Below are 22,674 nucleotides of genomic sequence, written 5' to 3' on the forward strand. Positions count from 1 at the left end.
AATTTGCAGCCGAACGAATTTCACAGCGTAAATTCCAGATTCATGTGTAATTAATAAGTTATGTAATTTAAAATCAGATCGCGGTCATAAATTCAGAAATAAACCAAATATCATAACGAGAAGATAAAAATCTGTAATTGCCAGTCTGCCGTTCCCCGTTAAGAATTTGCTACGTCTCTTGCAATGATTGTTTCTTTTATCTCAGCAACCTCACCCTACAAAAGGCAAAAAAATTATGAAGATAAAGAACCTGTGCCTCACTCTCTGTGCATCGCTGCTGCTGGCGAGTACGGCGAGTCATGCAAAAGAAGTCAAAATCGGCATGGCGATTGATGACCTCCGTCTGGAGCGCTGGCAAAAAGATCGCGATATTTTTGTCAATAAGGCAGAAGCATTGGGTGCAAAAGTTTTTGTTCAGTCTGCTAATGGCAATGAAGAAACCCAAATGTCGCAAATCGAAAATATGATCAACCGCGGCGTCGACGTGCTGGTTATTATTCCGTATAACGGTCAGGTTTTAAGTAATGTGGTAAAAGAAGCCAAACGCGAAGGGATTAAAGTGCTGGCCTATGACCGCATGATTAATAATGCCGACATCGATTATTATATCTCCTTCGACAATGAAAAGGTCGGTGAATTACAGGCGCAAAGCCTGGTGGCGAAAGTGCCGCAGGGTAACTATTTCCTGATGGGTGGCTCGCCGGTAGACAACAACGCTAAATTGTTCCGCGCCGGGCAGATGAAAGTACTGAAGCCGTACATCGACGAAGGCAAAATCAAAGTGGTGGGCGATCAGTGGGCGGATGGCTGGCTGCCAGAAAACGCGCTGAAAATCATGGAAAACGCCTTAACCGCCAACAATAACAAAATTGACGCCGTGGTGGCTTCCAACGATGCTACCGCAGGCGGCGCGATCCAGGCACTCAGCGCTCAGGGGCTGGCAGGAAAAGTGGCGATCTCCGGGCAGGATGCGGACCTTGCCGGGGTGAAGCGTATCGTAGCCGGTACCCAGACCATGACGGTCTATAAACCGATCACCGAACTGGCCACCACCGCCGCAGAAATTGCCGTTGAGCTGGGCAATGACCAACAGCCTAAAGCGGATGCCAGCTTAAACAATGGCCTGAAAGATGTGCCGTCCCGACTGCTGACCCCTATCGAAGTCAATAAAGAGAACATTGACGCCACCGTTGTGAAAGACGGTTTCCATAAAAAGAGCGAACTGTAATCCATCATCGCCCCTGCCTGGCGGGGGCGCATCGACGTGTACCGTTTTCCTTCGGGTCATGTGGGGCAGTTATGTCTTATCTTCTTGAAATGAAAAATATTACTAAGGCGTTTGGCGCGGTGAAGGCCGTGGACAACGTCAGCCTGCGCTTAAATCCCGGCGAGATCGTTTCGCTGTGCGGTGAAAATGGCTCGGGCAAATCCACGCTGATGAAGGTGCTGTGCGGCATTTATCCGCATGGCAGCTATGACGGTGAAATTGTCTTTGCCGGCGAAACCCTGCAGGCCACGCACATCCGCGACACCGAGCGCAAAGGTATCGCCATCATTCACCAGGAGCTGGCGCTGGTGAAGCACCTCACCGTTCTGGAGAACATCTTCCTCGGGGCCGAGATTAGCCGTCACGGGGTGCTGGATTACGACACCATGACCCTGCGCTGCGAAAAGCTGCTGGCGCAGGTGAGCCTCGCGATCTCCCCCGACACGCGGGTCGGCGATCTCGGACTGGGGCAGCAGCAGCTGGTGGAGATCGCCAAAGCGCTCAACAAACAGGTGCGGCTGCTGATCCTCGATGAACCGACCGCCTCGCTGACGGAACAGGAAACCGCCGTATTGCTGGACATCATACGTGACCTGCAACACCACGGGATTGCCTGCATTTACATCTCCCACAAGCTCAACGAAGTGAAAGCCATCTCTGACACCGTCTGCGTCATTCGTGACGGACAGCATATCGGCACCCGCGACGCGCAGGGTATGAGCGAGGATGACATCATTACCATGATGGTGGGGCGCGAGCTGACCGCGCTCTATCCGAATGAGCCGCATACTCTCGGGGAAGAGATCCTGCGGGTGGAACATCTCACCGCCTGGCACCCGGTGAATCGCCATATCAAACGGGTGAACGACGTCTCCTTCTCCCTGCATCGCGGGGAGATCCTTGGCGTGGCCGGGCTGGTTGGCGCCGGGCGTACTGAGGCGGTGCAGTGCCTGTTCGGGGTTTGGCCCGGGCGTTGGGAAGGCAGCGTATTTATCGACGGGCAGCCGGTCGACATTAAAAACTGTCAGCAGGCCATTGCCCATGGCATCGCGATGGTGCCGGAAGATCGGAAAAAAGATGGCATCGTGCCGGTGATGGCTGTGGGTAAAAACATCACTCTCGCCGCCTTAGATCAGTTCAGCGGCAAGCTGAGCAGCCTGGACGACGCCGCCGAACAGCACTGTATTTTGCACTCCCTGCAGCGCCTGAAGGTAAAAACGTCCTCCCCGGACCTCGCCATTGGTCGTCTTAGCGGTGGTAACCAGCAGAAGGCAATACTTGCCCGCTGCCTGTTGCTCAACCCACGTATTCTGATCCTTGATGAACCGACGCGCGGGATCGATATCGGTGCGAAATACGAAATCTACAAGCTGATCAACCAGCTGGTCCAGCAGGGTATCGCCGTGGTCGTGATCTCCTCGGAACTGCCTGAAGTGCTGGGTCTGAGCGACCGGGTACTGGTGATGCACGAAGGAAAACTGAAAGCCAATCTGATTAACCAGAACCTGACGCAGGAACAGGTGATGGAAGCCGCATTAAGGAGCGAACGCCATGTCGAAAAGCAATCCATCTGAGTTAAAAGCCGCGGCGCCCGCACCGGGTCTGTTTTCAGGGTTAAAAGCGCTTAATTTGCAGGTTTTTGTCATGATTGCCGCCATTGTGGCGATCATGCTGTTCTTTACCTGGACCACCGACGGCTCGTACCTTAGCGCCCGTAACGTCTCTAACCTGCTGCGTCAGACCGCCATTACCGGCATTCTGGCGGTGGGGATGGTGTTCGTCATTATCTCGGCGGAGATCGACCTCTCTGTGGGCTCGATGATGGGCCTGCTCGGCGGCATGGCAGCCATTTTCGATGTCTGGCTGGGCTGGCCGCTGCCTCTGACTATCGTGGTGACGCTGGTACTGGGTTTACTCCTCGGGACCTGGAACGGCTGGTGGGTGGCCTACCGCAAAGTGCCGTCGTTTATCGTCACCCTGGCGGGGATGCTGGCCTTTCGCGGCATCCTGATCGGCGTGACTAACGGCACCACCGTCTCCCCCACCAGCGCCTCCATGTCGCAGATTGGGCAGAGCTATCTCTCCAGCGGGATCGGCTTTAGCCTCGGGGCGATTGGCCTGATGGCATTTGTTGCCTGGCAGTGGCGGAGCAGAATGCGTCGTCAGACCTTAGGATTAGCAACGGCACCGTCTACGTCGGTTGTCGGACGCCAGGCGCTGACGGCGGTGATTGTCCTTGGGGCGATCTGGCTGCTGAACGACTATCGCGGCGTGCCGACACCGGTCCTGCTGCTGGTTCTGCTGCTGCTGGCCGGAATGTTTATGGCGACCCGTACCGCCTTTGGCCGCCGCATTTATGCCATTGGCGGCAATCTCGAAGCTGCACGCCTGTCCGGTATCAACGTTGAGCGCACCAAGCTTGCCGTCTTTGCCATCAATGGCCTGATGGTCGCCGTCGCCGGGCTTATCTTAAGCTCGCGCCTGGGGGCAGGCTCGCCGTCGGCGGGGAACATTGCCGAACTCGATGCTATCGCCGCCTGCGTTATTGGCGGAACCAGTCTGGCAGGGGGGATCGGTAGCGTTGCCGGGGCGGTGATGGGTGCCTTTATTATGGCGTCGCTGGATAACGGAATGAGTATGATGGACGTCCCGACATTCTGGCAGTATATCGTCAAGGGTGCGATTCTGCTGCTGGCGGTATGGATGGATTCCGCGACCAAACGGCGCGCCTGAGGATGCTTTATCGTCTGTCACTGATTCTGGAAAAATAGCGCCATGTTTGAGAAGCGTCACCGCATTACGTTGTTATTCAATGCCAATAAAGCCTATGACCGTCAGGTTGTAGAGGGTGTGGGTGAATACTTGCAGGCGTCGCAGTCCGAGTGGGATATCTTCATCGAAGAAGATTTCCGTACGCGCACCGATAATATCAAAGAGTGGCTGGGCGACGGCGTCATCGCGGATTTTGACGATGCCGTTATCCAGCAGCTGCTGGTGGATGTCGACGTGCCCATCGTCGGCGTCGGCGGCTCCTTCCATAAGCCGGAGAACTACCCTCCCGTTCACTATATCGCGACCGACAACCACGCCCTGGTAGAGAGCGCGTTTCTCCACCTGAAGGAGAAAGGGGTGCACCGCTTCGCCTTTTATGGCCTGCCCGTTTCCAGCGGCAAAGGCTGGGCGGCAGAGCGTGAGTATGCCTTCTGTCAGCTGGTGGCAAAGGAGAAGTATCGCGGCGTTGTCTATCAGGGGCTGGAAACGGCTCCGGAGAACTGGCAGCACGCGCAGAATCGTCTCGCCGACTGGCTGCAAACCCTGCCGCCGCAGACCGGGATTATCGCCGTGACCGATGCCCGCGCCCGACACGTGCTCCAGGTGTGCGAACATCTGCATATTCCGGTGCCGGAAAAGCTGTGCGTGATTGGCATCGATAATGAAGAACTTACGCGTTACCTGTCACGGGTGGCGCTGTCGTCGGTGGCGCAGGGAACCCGGCAGATGGGCTACCAGGCAGCCAAACTGCTGCACCGTCTGCTGGATAACGAAAACCTGCCCCTGCAGCGCCTGCTGGTGCCGCCGGTGCGCGTGGTGGAGCGACGCTCAACCGATTACCGCTCGCTGAACGATCCGGCGGTGATTCAGGCGATGCACTACATTCGTAACCACGCCTGCAAAGGCATTAAAGTGGATCAGGTCCTGGATGCGGTAGGGATTTCACGTTCAAATCTGGAGAAGCGGTTTAAGGAAGAGGTGGGCGAGACGATCCATGCGGTGATTCACGCCGAGAAGCTGGAGAAAGCCCGCAGCCTGCTGATTTCAACCTCGCTTTCCATTCACGAGATCTCACAGATGTGCGGTTATCCGTCGCTGCAGTATTTCTATTCGGTATTTAAAAAAGAGTATGACACCACGCCGAAAGAGTATCGCGATCGCTACAGTGAAGTGCTGGTTTAAATAAAAAAAGCCTTCCGCAGGGAAGGCTTTTTTTATATTACATATGGGCGGCGATTAAGCGCTGGTTATCCTGGTACATCGCAAACAGATAATTGTTATAGCGTTGGCCCTGGGTTGAGTAACCTTTCAGCTTATGGATCATGGTGCTGGCCGTCACTTCCTGGTCCGCTTTACGCAACTGCGCGCGCGACTTACGGAAGGATTTATACGCCGGATGCGTATTCAGGTTCACAACATAAGCGTTCACGGAATCTTTTACCGATTCGAACTGTGAGTAGCCTTTCACTTTACCCGGTGCATTGTTACAACGACCTTTCGCACATTTCATGCCGAAGAGGTTGTTATTACTGCGCGCAAGCTTCGAGGTACCCCAGCCACTTTCGGCTGCAGCCATCGTTGCGACCATGCTGCCTGGAATAATATCCACGCGCTCTAACAGTGAGTTCCACGGCACACGTCGCGTGTTTCCGTTCCAGCTCACCTTATAGCGTTTTGAAATTTCTTTCAGACGCGTGCGCTCAGATGGCGACCAACGGCTATCGTACTGCTTGGAAATAAGCCAGTTACGATCCGCCGTAATCGCGGCATTTTGACTTGTAATATAAGGCATTACCGTCCGGAGAAACGCTTTTTTCCTTGGTGTTCCGGAAGGGTATTTTCGCAAATCAGGAAGTGAACTACTCTTTGCACTATTGCGAGAATACTCTTGTTTACTGCTAACCTTATTACTTGTCGTCTTTATGACGTGGGCCTTTTTACTCGTCGTATCCGTGTGCGTCTTCGCAAGCACCTCACCAGAAATTGCCATGGTGAGTAACATGAGTATCGCGGCCCCATATCGTCGAATGGGAGTCGATATCATTAAGTCTCCTGGTCGGATAGAAACATTCCAACACCTTATTTTTTTCGTAAAATGAGAAGTGAATCTCAGATCCTAGCAAAAATAGACGAGAAGAGCATTCAAAGAAATAGTCTAAATCCGAAACCCTGTCATCCAGAAATCGCGCGCTTAAGCATCATTTTCATCAAAATGTGCTCAATATCGCAGTTAAACAGCGCTATAAGCGTGAGATCACTCACCCTCATTGCTCCTCCCTGCGCGATAGCGCCAGGGGATGAGTTAGCCCTCTACAATAGATGGCAAACTGAACAAAATGCTGTGACAGGAAACCGGTATGAAACGTTCCGCTCTCGCTCTTCTCCTCTTACCTGCTATGGCCAGCGCCGACTGGTCAGCCCCGGGTTTTCCGGCCTTCACTGCTGAAGGATCGGGGGTGTTCACGGCACAGGCAAAGCTGACGAAGGGTACCCGCCCGCTGACAGTGAGTTTTGACAAGACGTGCTGGCAACCCACAAATGCGATAAAACTCAATGAGATGATGTCTCTCAAGCCGTGCGAAGGGGATCCGGTGCAGTGGCGTCTGTTCCGCGACGGCGATTATCAGGCCCGGATTGATACCCGCTCCGGTACGCCAACCCTGATGTTGACTGTCGCCAGCGAGAGCGAAAAGGCGGTGACGAGCGTGGTGCGCCAGTGCCCGAAATGGGACGGCACCCCCCTGACGCTCGACGTCAGCAACACCTTCCCGGAAGGGAGCGTGGTGCGTGATTTTTACAGCAAACAGACCGCCACCGTGCAGCAGGGCAAAATTACCCTGCAACCCGCGCCGGGCAGCAACGGCCTGCTGTTACTGGAGCGCGCCGGGACGGACAAACCCGCCCCGTTCAGCTGGCAAAACGCCACCGTCTATTTTGTCCTGACCGATCGGTTTGAGAACGGCGATCCGGCCAACGACAACAGCTACGGACGCCATAAAGATGGCATGCAGGAGATCGGCACCTTCCACGGCGGTGACCTGAAAGGGCTCACCAGCAAGCTGGATTACCTGCAACAGCTCGGCGTCAACGCCCTGTGGATCAGCTCCCCGCTGGAGCAGATCCACGGCTGGGTCGGCGGCGGCACCAAGGGTGACTTCCCCCATTACGCCTATCACGGCTACTACACCCAGGACTGGACCCGGCTCGATGCCAACATGGGCACGGAAGACGATTTACGCCAGCTGGTGGACGAGGCCCATCGTCGGGGGATCCGCATCCTGTTTGACGTGGTGATGAATCACACCGGTTACGCGACGCTGGCCGACATGCAGGAGTACCAGTTCGGCGCCCTCTATCTGCAGGGTGACGAGCTGAAGAAAACCCTCGGTGAACGCTGGACCGACTGGAAGCCTGGTGCCGGGCAGAGCTGGCACAGCTTTAACGACTACATCAATTTCAGCGATAAAGCCGCATGGGAAAACTGGTGGGGCAAAAATTGGATACGCACCGATATCGGCGATTATGACAATCCCGGTTTTGGCGATCTGACCATGTCGCTGGCCTTCCTGCCGGATCTGAAAACCGAATCCACCACCCCATCAGGCCTGCCGAACTTTTATCGCCATAAACCCGACACCGGGGCAAAAGCCGTCGATGGCTACACGCCCAGGGACTACCTTACTCACTGGCTGAGCCAGTGGGTGCGGGATTACGGCATCGACGGTTTCCGCGTTGATACCGCCAAGCACGTGGAGCTGGCGGGCTGGAAGCAGCTGAAGGACCAGGCCAGCGATGCGTTAAAAGCCTGGAAGCAGGCCAACCCGGAGAAAAAACTCGACGATGCGCCTTTCTGGATGACCGGTGAATCCTGGGGTCACGGAGTGATGCAGAGCGATTACTACCGCCACGGCTTCGATGCGATGATCAATTTTGATTATCAGGAACAGGCGGCAAAAGCGGTGGATTGCCTGGCCAACATCGACCTGACCTGGCAGCAGATGGCGGAGAAACTGCAGAGCTTTAACGTCCTGAGCTATCTCTCCTCCCATGATACCCGCCTGTTCCGCGAAGGTGACCAGCGTGCGGCAGAGCTGCTGTTACTGGCGCCGGGCAGCGTGCAGATATTTTATGGCGATGAGTCCGCCCGGCCATTTGGCCCGACGGGCTCCGATCCGCTGCAGGGAACGCGCTCAGACATGAACTGGCAGGATATCAGCGGCGCGCAGGCCGCCACCGTCGCCCACTGGCAGTTGCTCGGGCAGTTCCGCGCCCGCCATCCGGCGGTGGGCGAAGGGACGCAAACTACGCTGACGATGCCTCAGGGCTACGGCTTTGTACGTGAGCATCAGGGCGACAAGGTAATGGTGGTCTGGGCGGGTAATCGCTGATCGTTACGTTCAGTATCCCTCTCCCGCCGGGAGGGGGAGAATACAGAACAATTCGCTGCCTGATGGCAAACTGATAACACAAAACAATCATTCCGTCTTTCCACGCTGATTTGCACCCGCGCAGTTGTAGCGTTATGGTGAGCCACTCTTAGAACAAGCCCGACAGAACACCTGCTATGACTTTTTCACTTTTCGGCGACAAATTCACCCGCCATTCAGGCATTACCCGCCTGATGGAGGATCTCAACGACGGGCTGCGCACACCGGGCGCCATCATGCTCGGCGGCGGTAACCCGGCACAAATTCCGGAGATGAACGCCTATTTTCAGACGCTCCTCGCAGACATGCTGGAAAATGGCAAAGCCACTGATGCACTGTGCAATTACGACGGCCCACAGGGGAAAACCGAGCTGCTTACCGTCCTGGCGGAGATGCTGCGCGACACCCTTGGCTGGGAGATCGGGCCACAGAATATTGCACTGACAAACGGCAGCCAGAGCGCGTTTTTCTACTTGTTTAACCTCTTCGCAGGCCGACGCGCCGACGGCACCACCAAAAAGGTGCTCTTCCCGCTCACCCCGGAGTACATCGGTTACGCCGATTCCGGGCTGGAGGAAGACCTGTTCGTCTCCGCGCGCCCGAACATCGAACTGCTACCGGAAGGCCAGTTCAAGTATCACGTCGATTTTGAGCATCTGCATATTGGCGAAGAGACCGGCATGATCTGCGTGTCGCGGCCTACCAACCCCACCGGCAACGTCATCACCGACGAAGAGCTGATGAAGCTGGATGCGCTGGCGAACCAGCACGGCATTCCGCTGGTGATTGATAACGCCTATGGCGTGCCCTTCCCGGGCATCATCTTCAGTGAAGCACGCCCGCTGTGGAACCCGAACATTGTCCTGTGCATGAGCCTCTCCAAGCTGGGTCTGCCGGGCAGTCGCTGCGGGATCATCATCGCTGATGAAAAAATCATTACCGCCATCACCAATATGAACGGCATTATCAGCCTGTCACCGGGCGGGATTGGCCCGGCGATGATGTGCGAGATGATCAAGCGCAACGATCTGCTGCGCCTGTCGAATGAGGTGATTAAGCCGTTCTATTATCAGCGTGTTCACGAGACGATCGCCACGATTCGCCGCTACTTACCGGAAAATCGCTGCCTGATCCATAAACCCGAAGGGGCGATTTTCCTCTGGCTGTGGTTTAAGGATCTGCCGATCACCACCGAACTGCTGTACCAGCGTCTGAAAAAGCGCGGGGTGTTGATGGTGCCGGGAGATTACTTCTTCCCGGGGCTGGATAAGCCCTGGCCGCACACCCACCAGTGCATGCGCATGAACTATGTGCCGGACCCGGACAAAATCGAAGCCGGGGTGAAAATTCTGGCCGAAGAGGTTGAGCTTGCCTGGCGTGAAAACGGCCAGTAAGGATTTACGCCAGATAACGCAGCCGTTCGGCGCGTAATCTGGCAGGATCGACGCAGCTTAACGCGTAAGTGGGACAGGCCTCCACGCAGGCCGGTCCCGCTTCGCGATGTACACAACGGTCACACTTCAGGGCCTGAACCTTTTCAGCACTTCCCGTCACCTGCATCGCCCCGAACGGACAGGCGAGCATACAGCTTTTACAGCCGATACAGCGCGCCTGATCCACCTGCCACACTCCCGCCTGACGCTGAATGGCCCGGGTCGGGCAGACGTTGGCGCAGGGCGCATCTTCACACTGATGACAGGTGACCGCCGTGGTGAAGGTGTTACCTTTTACCACCCGAATGCGCGACATAAAGGTGCCAGGCGTCACCGCCGTACAGTCCTGATTGTCCTGATGCGACACCACGCAGGCCACTTCGCAGGTGCGACAGCCAATACATTTCGCCGGGTCGGCAACAATAAAGGGATTCATCGCCTGCTCCATCCTTGCTGAAAAAAGTCAGGTTGCCAGAGCGATCGGGGCCAGCGCCTTGATCCGACAGGGTAAAAGAGCCGATTTGTGTGCCCTGCCGTGAAAACTGGCCATCTACTACAGGTCCTCAGGCGGAGTTGATGTGCTCTTTGCAGTAGCGACGTTTCCAGACTCCGGGGGTCAATCCCGTATGCTTGCGAAAGATTTGCCGGAAGTAGCCCACGTCGTTAAAGCCGCAGCGAACCGCCACCTCTTTCAGCGATACGGCATCGTTGAGCAGCAGCTTTTCTGCAGCCCTGACGCGCTGGCGGTGGATCGCCTCGGTCAGGGTCAGATGGAAGACCCGCCGAAACACCCGCCCCAGGTAGTCCGTGTTGCAGTGCAGCTCTTTGGCCAGCGAGGAGGTGGAGATCGGCAGGTGAAACTGGGTGCCGATCAGCTGCCGCGCCTTCCAGGCCAGGTTCACTCCCGCCTCATCCGGCGGCAGTTCCTGCCCCGCCACCTGGGAGAGCTGCTGGAGGATCAGCAGCAAGATAAATTCCAGCGCCGGGCTGCGCTGAAGCTTCTCCTGCTCGGTCAGAAACTGGCGGAATAGCGCAACCATCGCCTGCGGGTCGCCGCTTTTCCCGTGCTGCTGAACCGACAGCAGCGTGCTCCAGGCGGAAGGCGCACTCTGCTCGTCGACCTCAAAATGCAGCCAGTAAAAGCGTAACTCGGCGGGAAAATCCTCGATGCCCTTATGTCGACGGTGCGGCCAGAGCAGCAGGCTCTCCCCGGCATGCACCTCGAAAACGGTTCCCTCCTCCTGGATCGTTAATGTCCCCTTTTCGACAAAGATCACCTCCCAGGAGTCGAGCTTGCGCGCCGGATGTCGCCCTACGCCCCGGGAGATGAAATAGCCACCATTCTGAACCCTGATCGGAAGTGCTATGGATAATTCGAGCATTGCTATTCACTTTCCCGCTATTAACAGACAATTTATGACGCTTTATCACTGATTATTAACAGATAATTGCCTTTCGTCCCGATCGAAATCACACTTTGAGCACGAGGTCGGAATCCTCACCTTTTTATACTTTTCCCTTCCCTTGTTGAGACCGGGTAACAGTGCAAAATTAATCGGGTACCTGACAAAACAACATAAAAAATCCGATAACCCGAGGAGTTACCTCATGACTTCCACTCCGATTACACAAACAGAGATTGCCCGGCAGGCCGTCAACGATCGCCTCTCGATGCGAGAAAAAATCGGCTACGGCCTGGGTGATGCGGGCGGGACGGTCATCACCTGTCTGATCATGAATTTTCTGACCTTTTTCTATACCGATGTCTTTGGCTTAACCCCGGCGCTGGTCGGCACGCTGTTTATCGCCCTGCGCATTTTCGACGCCATCTCCGACCCGGTTATGGGGATCATTGCCGACCGTACCCAAAGCCGCTGGGGACGCTTTCGCCCGTGGCAGCTGTGGATCGCCCTGCCGATTGGCGTGATTGGGGTGCTAACCTTTACCGTGCCGGATGCCGGGATGGGAGTCAAAATCGCCTGGGCGTTCGGTACCTACCTGCTGCTTTCGGTGGGCTATACCGCCATCAACGTGCCGTACTGCGCGCTGATCAACACCATGACCACCCGCCACAGCGAGGTGCTCTCCTGCCAGTCCTGGCGCTTTGTCCTGTGCGGCGTGGCCGGTTTTCTGGTGTCGGTCGGCCTGCCGTGGCTGGTCTCGGTGCTCGGTCAGGGCAACACGGCCCAGGGCTATCAGCTAGGCGTGGGGGTGCTGTGTGCCATTGCGGTGGTGATGTTCCTGTGCTGCTTCTTCTGGGTGCGCGAGCGCGTCCCGCTGGCGATGATGGGCAAATTCACCCTGAAAGAGCACCTCGCCGGTCTGCGTAACAACGACCAGCTGCTGCTGATGCTGGTGATGTCCTTCCTGCTGATCAACGTCTTTAACATCCGTGGCGGCGGCTACATGTATTTCATCACCTACGTGCTGGAAGGCAGCACCGCCTATACCTCGCTGTTCTTCACCATGGTGACCTTTGCCGCCATTCTCGGGGCGGTGATCGTCAACCTGCTGTCGCGCCGCAGCGATACCGTCAAACTCTACTACTACACCAACCTGGTGCTGGCGGTACTGGCGGCAGGGATGTGGTTCCTGCCCAGTGGTCCGGCGTATCAGACGCTGTGGCTGATCGTTATCCTGGCGAATGGGGTGATCCTCGGCTTTACCCTGCCGCTGCACTTCGCGTTAATGGCCTTTGCCGATGACTACGGCGAGTGGAAAACCGGCGTGCGCTCATCCGGGATGAACTTCGCCTTTAACCTGTTTTTCATCAAGCTGGCCTGGGCCTCCAGCGCCGGGATCATCAGCCTGGTGTTCATTTTTGTCGCCTATCAGCCGGGGGCAGGCAACCAGACCGCTGCCTCGCTGCAGGGCATCACCACCATGGAGACCCTGCTGCCCGCCCTTTTCCATCTGCTGCTGGCGCTGGCGATCCGCAAGTGCCGACTCAATAATCCGATGATGGCGCGCATTGCCACCGACCTGCGCCAGCGTCACGCTCACTCCTGAGGAGAACATGATGTCCATAATGGAACCCGACCTGCATAAACTGAAAATCAGCGACCCGTTTCTCGGCCAGTATCAACAGCTGGTGCGCGATGTGGTTATTCCCTACCAGTGGGATGCCCTGAACGATCGCATCACCGAGGCCGAACCGAGCCATGCGATCGCCAACTTCCGCATTGCGGCAGGCCAGCAGAGCGGTGAATTTTACGGGATGGTTTTTCAGGACAGTGACGTAGCGAAATGGCTGGAGGCGGTGGCCTGGTCGCTGTGCCAGAAACCCGACCCGGAGCTGGAAAAGACCGCCGATGAGGTGATCGATCTGGTAGCCGCCGCGCAGTGCGACGATGGCTACCTGAATACCTACTTCACGGTCAAAGCCCCGGAGGAGCGCTGGACGAACCTGGCGGAGTGCCACGAGCTCTACTGCGCCGGGCACATGATTGAAGCGGGCGTGGCCTACTTCCAGGGCACCGGCAAACGCCGTCTGCTGGAAGTGGTCTGCAAGCTGGCCGACCATATCGACAGCGTCTTTGGTCCGGGCGAGCAGCAGCTGCACGGCTATCCGGGTCACCCGGAGATTGAGCTGGCGCTGATGCGCCTGTTCGATGTCACACAGGAGCCACGCTATCTGGCACTGGTGAAATACTTTGTCGAGCAGCGCGGGACTCAGCCGCACTTCTACGACATCGAATATGAAAAGCGCGGCAAGACGTCCTACTGGAACACTTACGGCCCGGCGTGGATGGTGCAGGATAAAGCCTACAGTCAGGCGCATCAGCCGCTGGCCGAACAGCAGACGGCCATCGGCCACGCGGTGCGCTTCGTCTATCTGATGGCCGGCGTCGCGCACCTGGCCCGCCTGAGCCAGGACGAAGGCAAACGCCAGGACTGCCTGCGCCTGTGGAACAACATGGCCCAGCGCCAGCTGTATATTACCGGCGGGATTGGCTCCCAGAGCAGCGGCGAAGCCTTCAGCAGCGATTACGATCTGCCGAACGACACCGTCTATGCCGAAAGCTGCGCCTCGATCGGCCTGATGATGTTTGCCCGGCGGATGCTGGAGATGGAGGCCAACAGTCAGTATGCCGACGTGATGGAACGCGCCCTGTACAACACCGTGTTGGGCGGTATGGCGCTGGACGGGAAACACTTCTTCTACGTCAACCCGCTGGAGGTGCATCCGAAGTCACTGAAGTTTAACCATATCTACGATCATGTGAAGCCGGTTCGCCAGCGCTGGTTCGGCTGTGCCTGCTGCCCGCCGAATATCGCCCGGGTGCTGACCTCGATCGGTCACTACATCTACACCGTCCGTGAGGATGCCCTGTTTATTAACCTCTATATCGGCAACAGCATGGCCTTCCCGGTAGGTGATAAAGAGTTGCAGGTGCGGATCAGCGGCAACTACCCGTGGCAGGAGCAGGTCAACATTGAGATCACCTCCCCGGTGGCGATCGACCATACTCTGGCCCTGCGTCTGCCGGACTGGTGCGACAACCCGCTGCTGACGCTGAACGGCGAAGCGGTCACCGGTGAGGTACGCCAGGGTTATCTCTACCTGACCCGCCGCTGGCAGGAGGGCGACAGGCTGCAGTTAACCCTGCCGATGCCGGTTCGTCGGGTATACGGTAATCCGCAGGTGCGCCAGCAGGCCGGAAAAGTGGCGCTTCAGCGCGGGCCGCTGGTCTACTGTCTCGAAGAGGCGGATAACGGCGCCGGGCTACATAATCTGACCCTGCCTGCGGATAGCGAATTTAAGCTCGTGGAAGGGAAGGGAATTTTTGCCCACAAAATGCTGATTCAGACCCAGGGTTATGCCCGCCACGCTGCGAACGCAGAACAGCAACCGCTGTGGCAATACGATCGCGCCCCGGTCACGCAGCAGGCGCAGACCCTGACCTTTATTCCATGGTTTAGCTGGGCGAACCGCGGAGAGGGGGAGATGCGGATCTGGGTGGATGAGGCGTAAGCAGAAAACGAGTGAGGCTGCCCTCGTCCCTGAGGGCAGCTTTTTGGACTCTTAAAACGTCCAGGAAAGCCCGGTCATCAGCGCGAAGCTGTCGTCACGGTCGATCATCGGGCTGTTTTTCACCTCGTCAGGCAGCACGGTATAGATTGCGCTGGCGTTCAGATAGAGGTTCTGCGTCAGCTGATACTTCGCCGCCAGGCCAATATAGGGGGTCACGGTTTCGCCAGCGGTATACTGCTGCAGGCCGCTGCGACGGGACTCTTTCTCAGACACACCGTAGTAATAATCGTTGAAGCTTTCGTCATGGAAGAATACGCCCACCGACGGCGTCAGGGTCAGGCGCTCCATGCGGATCGGACGGAAGTAGGACAGCTCGCCCATCACGCCGCCGCTCTCGTCCATCGCATCCGCCGCCAGCGCAACTTTCAGGCTCCCCCAGCTTTCGTGACGATAGTAGGCCCCGCCCAGCATCGCGGAGGCTTTACGCTCATCCAGCTGGCTCATGGCACGATCGTCGTTATCGTCCGGGTCGAAGTGCAGCGGCATCCACGAGGCAGTCAGGCTGAGCTCGTTTTTGCCATCTTTCCAGACAATCCAGCCGCCGGTGGTCTGACGCACGTAGAAGTGCTCGCCTTCGTAGCTCATTAACGGGACAGCGGAGACGTTGTCGTTATAGCCTTTATAGGGTGATTCATTAAACACTGCGCCAGCGCCAACTGAAAAATCATCGGCCATTGCGGATGTCGCCGTAAATAAAGCGACCGCAATAAGTAAATTCTTTTTAAACGTCATTGTTTGTAATCCATTAAATGTCATACGACGCCGCGCATAATAATGGTTACAAAAATCGCGATGCAATGTGGTTATTTGTATAATATTATATATAAATTCATATAGATGGATGTCAGGCAATGAACAAGTTGCAAATCAAACCGCGAGAATTAAAGATTGTTTCCGTCATTGCCGCGACGCACAGCATTGGTGATGCAGCGGCATTGCTGGGGATGGCCCAGGCCAATGTCAGTAAATATCTCGCTGATTTCGAGACGCGCGTCGGGCTGAAGGTGTTTGAACGCACCACCCGCCATCTGGCGCTGACCCAGTTTGGTGAATCGCTGCTGCCGTTTATCGATGCATCGCTGGAAAAAAACGAGCAACTCATTAATTTTATTGCTGATTACAAACACGAAAAATGCGGTAAAGTCACCCTTTATGCCCCCTCAGGGATCGTCACCTACCTGGCTCGCCACGTCATTCATGAGATCGAAAATATTGGCGATATCCGTATTAGCCTGAAAACCTACAACCTGGACCGGAATGAGTTTTTTGAAGGGGTTACCTTTCCCGATGACTGCGATATTTTAATTACCTATGCCCAACCAAAAGATGAAAGTCTGGTCGCCAGCACCTTAACTAAATATTCTGTTACGGCTTTCGCCACGCCGGAATATATAAAAAAACACCCCATCAACAAACCCGACGATCTTATTAATCACTCCTGCATTCTTATCGACTCAATGATAATCGACGATGCTAACATCTGGCGTTTTCGCGCGAATAATAGCGAGCAGGTGCTCGATTATAAAGTCTCGGGTAACTATATTTGCGACAACACCCAGACGGCGCTGGAGCTGGCCCGCAATCATCTGGGCATCGTCTTTGCGCCAAAAGAGAGTCTGCTCCGGGAGATAGAACAGGGCTCAATGGTGCCCTGCTTCACCCATCAGGAGGAGTGGTGGCTGGATCTGGTGGCCATCTTCCGCAAACGTGACTATCAGCCGTGGCGGGTGCAGTTTGTCCTGGATGGGGTGCTGAATACCCTGCGTAAACAGATTGAGCAGACCCCCCTGGGGCGGCCTGCTCTCAGAAGTTAGAACAGGCCCAACGGTTTATCGGAGTAGCTCACCAGCAGGCATTTGGTCTGCTGGTAATGTTCCAGCATCATCTTGTGGGTTTCACGGCCAATACCCGACTGTTTGTAGCCGCCAAACGCAGCATGGGCCGGGTAAGCATGATAGCAGTTGGTCCAGACGCGTCCGGCCTGGATCCCACGCCCCATCTGATAAGCAAGATTGCCGTTACGGCTCCAGACCCCTGCCCCCAGGCCATACTGCGTATCGTTGGCCAGCTCCAGCGCCTCCGCCATGGTTTTGAAGGTGGTCACCGCCAGCACCGGGCCAAAGATCTCCTCCTGGAAGACGCGCATGTTGTTTTTGCCGGACAGAATGGTCGGCTCGAGGTAATACCCCTCTTTCAGCTCGCCATCCAGCTGCTTACGCCGACCGCCGGTTAAGATCTCGGCCCCCTCATTTTTACCGATATCGATATAGTTGAGGATGGTCTCCAGCTGCCCGTGGGACACCTGCGCCCCCATCTGGGTGACGCTGTCCAGCGGGTTGCCGCTGCGGATCGACTCCACGCGACGAATGGCGCGCTCCATAAAGCGCTCGTAGATCGACTCCTGTACCAGCGCCCGGCTTGGACAGGTGCAGACTTCGCCCTGGTTGAAGGCAAAGAGAGCGAACCCTTCCAGGGCCTTATCAAAGAAGGCATCCTCTTCATCCATGACGTCGGCGAAGAAGATGTTCGGGGATTTGCCGCCGAGCTCCAGCGTCACCGGAATGATGTTCTGGGTGGCGTACTGCATGATCTGCTGGCCCACTTCGGTGGAGCCGGTAAAGGCCACTTTGGCGATCCGTTTGGAGGTCGCCAGATATTCCCCGATTTCCCCTCCGGCGCCGTTGACCACGTTTACTACCCCCGGCGGGAGCAGGTCGCCTACCACTTCCATCAGCAGCAGGATCGACAGCGGCGTTAAGCGCGCTGGCTTTAGCACCACGCAGTTCCCGGCTGCCAGCGCAGGCGCCATTTTCCAGGCGGCCATCAGCAGGGGGAAGTTCCACGGGATGATCTGCCCGACCACGCCCAGCGGCTCATGGAAGTGATAGGCAACGGTATCCTTGTCCACCTCGCTAATCCCGCCCTCCTGGGCGCGAATACAGGAGGCGAAATAGCGGAAGTGGTCGATTGCCAGCGGCACGTCGGCGGCCATGGTTTCGCGGATCGGTTTCCCGTTGTCCCAGGTCTCAGCCGTAGCCAGTAGCTCCAGGTTCTGCTCCATACGATCGGCAATTTTGAACAGGATCGCGGCACGATCCTGCACCGAAGTGTGGGCCCATTTCTCTTTTATCTTGTGGGCCGCATCCAGCGCCAGATCGATATCGCGCTTCCCGGAGCTGGCGATTTCGCACAGCGGCTGGCCGGTTACCGGCGTGAGGTTCTGGTAATACTCGCCGTCGGCCGGAGGAACCCAGTCGCCGCCGATAAAGTTGTCATAACGGGCTTTCAGTTGGAGGGGGAAACCATATTCGCCGGGCAGGATACGTGCTGAGGGAGGGTTATTCGTCATGACTGTCTCCTTGCGTGAAGTGTCCTTCAAAGGTAGACCCCGGCGGTGAAAATATCGCCAGTTGTCGCCTGCTTTGCGAGCCCCTTCACGCATTACCTTACTTTACGTTTGGTTTCCTGCCCTGAGCCATACTTAAGACGCACAACTCTGGCAGAAGGAAGGATAAATGCGGCTTTTTATCGGCTTCGACGTGGGCGGAACCCACATTAAACACGGCGTGATCGACGAGGACGGCAACGAACTCACCACCGATCAGTTTGATACGCCGGAGGATGAAGAGAGCTTTAAGCAGAAGTGGCGCGAGGTGGTCGAGGCCTATGAGAAAGAGCACGAGATTACGGCGATCGGGGTGAGCATCCCCGGCCACATTAACACCCATACCGGCGAAGCGGCGAAGGCTGGCGCGCTGGAGTACCTGGATAACGTCAACCTGTACGAACTCTTCGCAGAGCTGACCGACCTGCCGCTGGTGGCCGACAATGACGCCAGCTGTGCCGCCCTCGGCGAACGCTGGTGTGGCGCAGGGCGCGAGTATGAGAATTTTGTCTGCATGACGCTCGGCACCGGGATTGGCGGCGGGATTGTGCTCGGGGGCGATCTCTATCGCGGCTCACACTACCGCGCCGGAGAGTTCGGGGTTATCCCGGTCGGCAAAAAAGGCGAAGGGATGCATGAGGTGGCCTCTGCCAAAGGGCTGATGGAGACCTGCCGCCGGGCGCTGGGAGTCTCCGGGGACGATATGCCGAAAGGGGAAGAGCTGTTCGAGCGGATGGAGAACGATCTGCACCTGCGCGAAGCCGTAGAGGAGTGGGCCCTGTTCCTCGCCCGCGGCGTCTACAGCGTGATCTCGATGTTCGACCCGCAGGTCGTACTGATTGGCGGCGGCATCAGCGAGCAGGAGAAAATCTATACGCTGCTCGACAAACACCTGCAAACCTTTGAAGAGTGGGACTCGCTGCAGGTGCCGATCCTGCCCTGCCAGCTGGGGAACCAGGCGGGCAGGCTGGGTGCCGTATGGCTGGCGAAACAGAAGTTCGCCAGCAAAAAGGATTAACCCTGCTGCCTCTCGTCGGCAAAGAGCAACGCATCCCGCAGGAGATGATCGTTACCGCGGCGGCGGGTAAAGCCAATGCGGTTGAAGTACTCGAGGATCTGGATCGCCAGCTTACGTCCGACGTTCAACCGGTCGCGGAAATCCGCCGCGCAGGTGGAGCCGCGCGCCTGGTCCAGCTCGCGGATCAGGTTGGCAAAGGTGACAATCCGATCGTGGCGGTAATAACGATCTTTGACGATCGCGGTAATCAACCCCTGCTGCGCCGCATGCTTCAGCACCTGACGCATGGTCTGCTCGTCGGTGGCGGTTTCACGGGCCAGGTCGCGCACCCACCAGGGTTCGTCGCCAAACAGCAGGGTAGCTTTTTCCCACACAGCCTGCTGCGCCGGGGTAAAGCCCGCCTTGTGATCCGGCAGGTGCAGCCAGCCGTGATAGCTGTGCAGCTCCCCGCTCTCGCGCATCCGCTCGATCAGCAGCAGAACCAGGGCCTCGTCTTCCATCGGCAGGGCCATGCGCCGCAGGCGTTCCCGCCCGGGGCCAGGTTCATCCTGATGCTGCTGATGATAGGTCGCCAACACCTCCAGAATTTTACGCTGCCAGCGCGCCGCGACAGCGGTATTTAACAGACCGGAACCGGCCTGGATAAACCCCGGCTGTTGGGTCAGCTGACGCAGCCCTTCCCCGCTGAGCTGGCGTGCCCAGCCGAACGCCTCCAGATTTACCGCCCCGCGTTCGAGATGTACCAGCAATGCAGCATGGTCATCCGTCGCCGGTGCCAGCGTGGCCAGCCACTGCAGGTACTCCGGCTTGCGCTTCCCGCGACGCGGCGGGTTAAGGGTAACCACCCGCGCCCCGGCCAGGGTGACGCGGGCTGAGATATCGCGCAGCACCAGCCGATCGTTGTCGGCCAGCCATAACGGGGCATCAAAGACCAGCTCCGCCAGCGCCCCCTCCAGCAGCGAGACGCGGCCAGTGACGTGGCTGGCGGCATGGTGAATATGCAGCGGCTGCCACTGCGCCAGCGGCACGTCGCCTTGCAGCGTGACGATCGCCCGCGTGGTGGGCTCCGGCGGGGCGTCGGCCAGTAGCCAGTCGCCGCGGTTCAGCGCCGCTTTTTCCGCGTCGCCCACCAGATTCAGGGCAATGCGCTGTCCGGCGTGAGCCTGCTCAGCAGGTTGGTTTTGCGCGTGCAGCCCACGAATGCGCACCGGCTTATTGACCCCGGTCAGCCACAGGCTATCCCCCACCCGCACTTCGCCCGACAGCGCCGTGCCGGTGACCACCAGACCGGCCCCTTTCACGGTAAAGGCGCGGTCGATGGCCAGACGGAAGCGGTGATGATCCGCATGGGCGCGGGCCGGGAGCTGTTGCAGGTGATCGCGCAGGGCATTAATGCCCCGCCCCTCGGTGGCGACGGTGACAAACAGCGTCGCGTCGGCAAAGCCATACTCCCCCAGGGTGGCGAGCACCTCGTCGCGCACCGCCTCTACCCGGGCGTCGTCGACGCGATCGGCTTTGGTCAGGGCCACCGTCAGCTGCGGGTTGCCGGTCAGCTGGAGGATCTGCAGGTGCTCGCGCGTCTGCGCCATCACTCCGTCATCGCAGGCCACCACCAGCAGGGCGTGGTCGATCCCGCCGACCCCGGCCAGCATGTTGGACAAAAACTTTTCGTGCCCCGGCACGTCGATAAATCCCAGCACCCGGCCATCCGGCTGGGGCCAGTAGGCATAACCCAGATCGATGGTCATGCCGCGCTTTTTCTCTTCCGGCAGGCGGTCGGCGTTGACGCCGGTGATCGCCTGCAGCAGGGTGGTTTTGCCGTGGTCAACATGACCGGCAGTGGCAATAATCATCTCAACAACATCTCCAGAAACTGTGCTTCATCTTCCAGACAGCGTAAATCCAGCCACAGACGCCCGTCCTTTATCCGGCCAAGCACCGGCACCGGCAGGGATCGCCAGCGTAACGCCAGCGCCTCCAGCTGCGCACCGCGGCCGTCGCGCGGGGTAAAGGTCAGGGCCGCGCCCGGCAGGCGATCCACCGGCAGCGATCCGCTGCCCGGCTGTGACAGGCACGCTTCCACGCGAACCTCAAAATCAGGATAGTGCGGCGCGACCAGGGCCTGCAGCCGCTCCCCCTGACGCTGGATCGCGGCGGCGTCGCGGCTCAACAGGCGCAACGTCGGCAGGCGTTCGGCCAGCGTCTCCGGATGGAGATAGAGGCGTAAGGTGGCCTCCAGCGCGGCGAGGGTCATTTTATCCGCGCGCAGGGCGCGTTTCAGTGGGTGCTGTTGCAATCTGGCGATCAGGTCGCGCTTGCCGACGATGATCCCCGCCTGCGGGCCGCCCAGCAGCTTGTCACCCGAGAAGCTCACCAGGCTGACGCCAGCGGCAATTAACGCCTGCGGCATCGGCTCTTTCGGCAGGCCATAGCGGCTGAGATCCACCAGCGAACCGCTGCCGAGATCGACCACCACAGGCACGTCTCTCTCCTGGCCGATGCGCACCAGATCCGCCTCGTCAACGGCATGGGTGAAGCCTTCAATATGGTAATTGCTGGTATGCACCTTCATCAGCAGGGCGGTATTGTCATTGATGGCCGCGGCGTAGTCCCGCTCGTGGGTGCGGTTGGTGGTGCCCACTTCCCGCAGCTGGCACCCGGCCTGGGTCATCACGTCCGGGATGCGAAACGCCCCGCCGATCTCCACCAGCTCGCCGCGGGAGACCACCACCTCTTTCCCGCTGGCGGTTGCGGCCAGCATCAGCAGCACCGCCGCAGCGTTGTTATTCACAATGCAGGCATCTTCCGCCCCGGTGAGCTGGCACAGCAGCGCCGCCAGCGGCCGATCGCGATGGCCGCGCCCGGCGCCGTCAAGATCGTACTCCAGGGTAACCGGCGTCTGCATCGCCTGGGTTACCGCAGCCACCGCCTCCTGAGCCAGCAGCGCGCGCCCCAGATTGGTGTGCAGCACCGTTCCCGTCAGGTTGATGACCGGCCGCAGGCCCGGCGCGTCTTCCGTCGCCAGCCGTTTTTCGGTCTCCTGAGCCCAATCGTCACACCACGCTGGCAGGCGATTGTCGGCGCGGATCCCGGCGCGGGCTTCGTCCTGCAACAGGCGTAAGGTCTCGACCGTTCGGCTGTGACCAAAACGGGCAATAACGGCGGAAAGACGGGCGTCGCGAAGCAGACGATCGGTCGCGGGAAGTTGGCTATAGAGTGCGTGCTGAGTAGTCATGGAAGCGCCTGACGGTTGGGTATCTTCCCCCCTCCCGACGGGAGAGGGAGTCAATGTCAGGGCGATTGTACCGCGTCCGGCAAGGAAGTGTTATCGACGACA

Annotated in this window: 17 protein-coding genes; 10 read left to right on the forward strand and 7 right to left on the reverse strand. The window is 57.9% G+C overall.

Going from position 1 to position 22,674, the window contains the following annotated elements:
• The first annotated feature begins 235 nt into the window (after positions 1 to 235).
• From xylF to xylR, 4 genes are all read left to right on the forward strand, one after another.
• A complete protein-coding gene (gene xylF, locus LG383_RS18090; RefSeq protein ID WP_106995492.1) occupies positions 236 to 1,228 on the forward strand; it encodes a D-xylose ABC transporter substrate-binding protein in 993 nt (330 codons plus the stop codon).
• A gap of 71 nt (positions 1,229 to 1,299) precedes the next feature.
• Positions 1,300 to 2,841, forward strand: a complete 1,542-nt coding sequence (locus tag LG383_RS18095; protein ID WP_225759837.1) for a xylose ABC transporter ATP-binding protein — start codon at positions 1,300 to 1,302, stop codon at positions 2,839 to 2,841.
• Positions 2,819 to 4,000, forward strand: a complete 1,182-nt coding sequence (gene xylH / locus LG383_RS18100) for a xylose ABC transporter permease XylH (RefSeq protein WP_106995490.1) — start codon at positions 2,819 to 2,821, stop codon at positions 3,998 to 4,000. Before LG383_RS18095 ends, xylH begins: the two co-directional genes overlap by 23 nt.
• A 42-nt stretch (positions 4,001 to 4,042) precedes the next feature.
• On the forward strand, positions 4,043 to 5,221 hold the full coding sequence (xylR, locus tag LG383_RS18105; protein ID WP_106995489.1) for a D-xylose utilization transcriptional activator XylR: 1,179 nt from the start codon (positions 4,043 to 4,045) through the stop codon (positions 5,219 to 5,221).
• A 37-nt stretch (positions 5,222 to 5,258) separates the two neighbouring features.
• On the opposite strand, the gene LG383_RS18110 is transcribed toward xylR, so the two are convergent.
• Positions 5,259 to 6,083 (reverse strand): protein bax, encoded by an 825-nt coding sequence (locus LG383_RS18110; RefSeq protein ID WP_106995488.1) that lies wholly within the window; start codon positions 6,081 to 6,083, stop codon positions 5,259 to 5,261.
• 313 nt (positions 6,084 to 6,396) lie between these two features.
• On the opposite strand from LG383_RS18110, the gene LG383_RS18115 reads away from it, so the two are divergent.
• On the forward strand, positions 6,397 to 8,427 hold the full coding sequence (locus LG383_RS18115) for an alpha-amylase (protein ID WP_225759838.1): 2,031 nt from the start codon (positions 6,397 to 6,399) through the stop codon (positions 8,425 to 8,427).
• Between the two features lie 176 nt (positions 8,428 to 8,603).
• Positions 8,604 to 9,860 (forward strand): valine--pyruvate transaminase, encoded by a 1,257-nt coding sequence (gene avtA, locus LG383_RS18120; RefSeq protein ID WP_106995486.1) that lies wholly within the window; start codon positions 8,604 to 8,606, stop codon positions 9,858 to 9,860.
• 4 nt (positions 9,861 to 9,864) lie between these two features.
• On the opposite strand, the gene LG383_RS18125 is transcribed toward avtA, so the two are convergent.
• Both LG383_RS18125 and LG383_RS18130 read right to left on the reverse strand, forming a co-directional pair.
• Positions 9,865 to 10,335: a 4Fe-4S binding protein gene (locus tag LG383_RS18125; protein WP_225759839.1), complete on the reverse strand. Its 471-nt coding sequence runs from the start codon at positions 10,333 to 10,335 to the stop codon at positions 9,865 to 9,867.
• 127 nt (positions 10,336 to 10,462) lie between these two features.
• Entirely contained in the window at positions 10,463 to 11,281 is an 819-nt protein-coding gene (locus LG383_RS18130) for a helix-turn-helix transcriptional regulator (protein ID WP_225759840.1), read from the reverse strand.
• Positions 11,282 to 11,507: 226 nt separating this feature from the next.
• On the opposite strand from LG383_RS18130, the gene LG383_RS18135 reads away from it, so the two are divergent.
• Both LG383_RS18135 and LG383_RS18140 read left to right on the forward strand, forming a co-directional pair.
• Positions 11,508 to 12,908, forward strand: coding sequence for an MFS transporter (locus tag LG383_RS18135; RefSeq protein ID WP_225759841.1), 1,401 nt, complete (start codon positions 11,508 to 11,510; stop codon positions 12,906 to 12,908).
• Between the two features lie 10 nt (positions 12,909 to 12,918).
• A complete protein-coding gene (locus LG383_RS18140) occupies positions 12,919 to 14,874 on the forward strand; it encodes a glycoside hydrolase family 127 protein (protein WP_225759842.1) in 1,956 nt (651 codons plus the stop codon).
• 51 nt (positions 14,875 to 14,925) lie between these two features.
• Here the strand turns inward: LG383_RS18140 and LG383_RS18145 are convergent, their stop codons facing one another.
• Positions 14,926 to 15,666 (reverse strand): MipA/OmpV family protein, encoded by a 741-nt coding sequence (locus tag LG383_RS18145; RefSeq protein WP_225759843.1) that lies wholly within the window; start codon positions 15,664 to 15,666, stop codon positions 14,926 to 14,928.
• A gap of 119 nt (positions 15,667 to 15,785) precedes the next feature.
• On the opposite strand from LG383_RS18145, the gene LG383_RS18150 reads away from it, so the two are divergent.
• Complete coding sequence (locus tag LG383_RS18150) at positions 15,786 to 16,748, forward strand: LysR family transcriptional regulator (RefSeq protein ID WP_225759844.1); 963 nt, start codon at positions 15,786 to 15,788, stop codon at positions 16,746 to 16,748.
• On the opposite strand, the gene aldB is transcribed toward LG383_RS18150, so the two are convergent.
• Positions 16,745 to 18,283, reverse strand: coding sequence for an aldehyde dehydrogenase AldB (aldB, locus tag LG383_RS18155; protein WP_106995478.1), 1,539 nt, complete (start codon positions 18,281 to 18,283; stop codon positions 16,745 to 16,747). The genes LG383_RS18150 and aldB overlap by 4 nt on opposite strands.
• A 166-nt stretch (positions 18,284 to 18,449) precedes the next feature.
• Between aldB and LG383_RS18160 the strand changes: the two genes are divergently transcribed.
• Positions 18,450 to 19,337, forward strand: a complete 888-nt coding sequence (locus tag LG383_RS18160; protein ID WP_225759845.1) for an ROK family protein — start codon at positions 18,450 to 18,452, stop codon at positions 19,335 to 19,337.
• Here LG383_RS18160 and selB read toward each other — a convergent pair.
• A complete protein-coding gene (gene selB, locus LG383_RS18165) occupies positions 19,334 to 21,190 on the reverse strand; it encodes a selenocysteine-specific translation elongation factor (protein WP_225759846.1) in 1,857 nt (618 codons plus the stop codon). The genes LG383_RS18160 and selB overlap by 4 nt on opposite strands.
• A complete protein-coding gene (gene selA, locus LG383_RS18170) occupies positions 21,187 to 22,572 on the reverse strand; it encodes an L-seryl-tRNA(Sec) selenium transferase (protein ID WP_225759847.1) in 1,386 nt (461 codons plus the stop codon). Before selA ends, selB begins: the two co-directional genes overlap by 4 nt.
• Between the last annotated feature and the right edge of the window lie 102 nt (positions 22,573 to 22,674).

Origin of the sequence: Leclercia sp. Marseille-Q4284, assembly GCF_916618945.1 — a bacterium.
Classification (GTDB): domain Bacteria; phylum Pseudomonadota; class Gammaproteobacteria; order Enterobacterales; family Enterobacteriaceae; genus Enterobacter; species Enterobacter tamurae.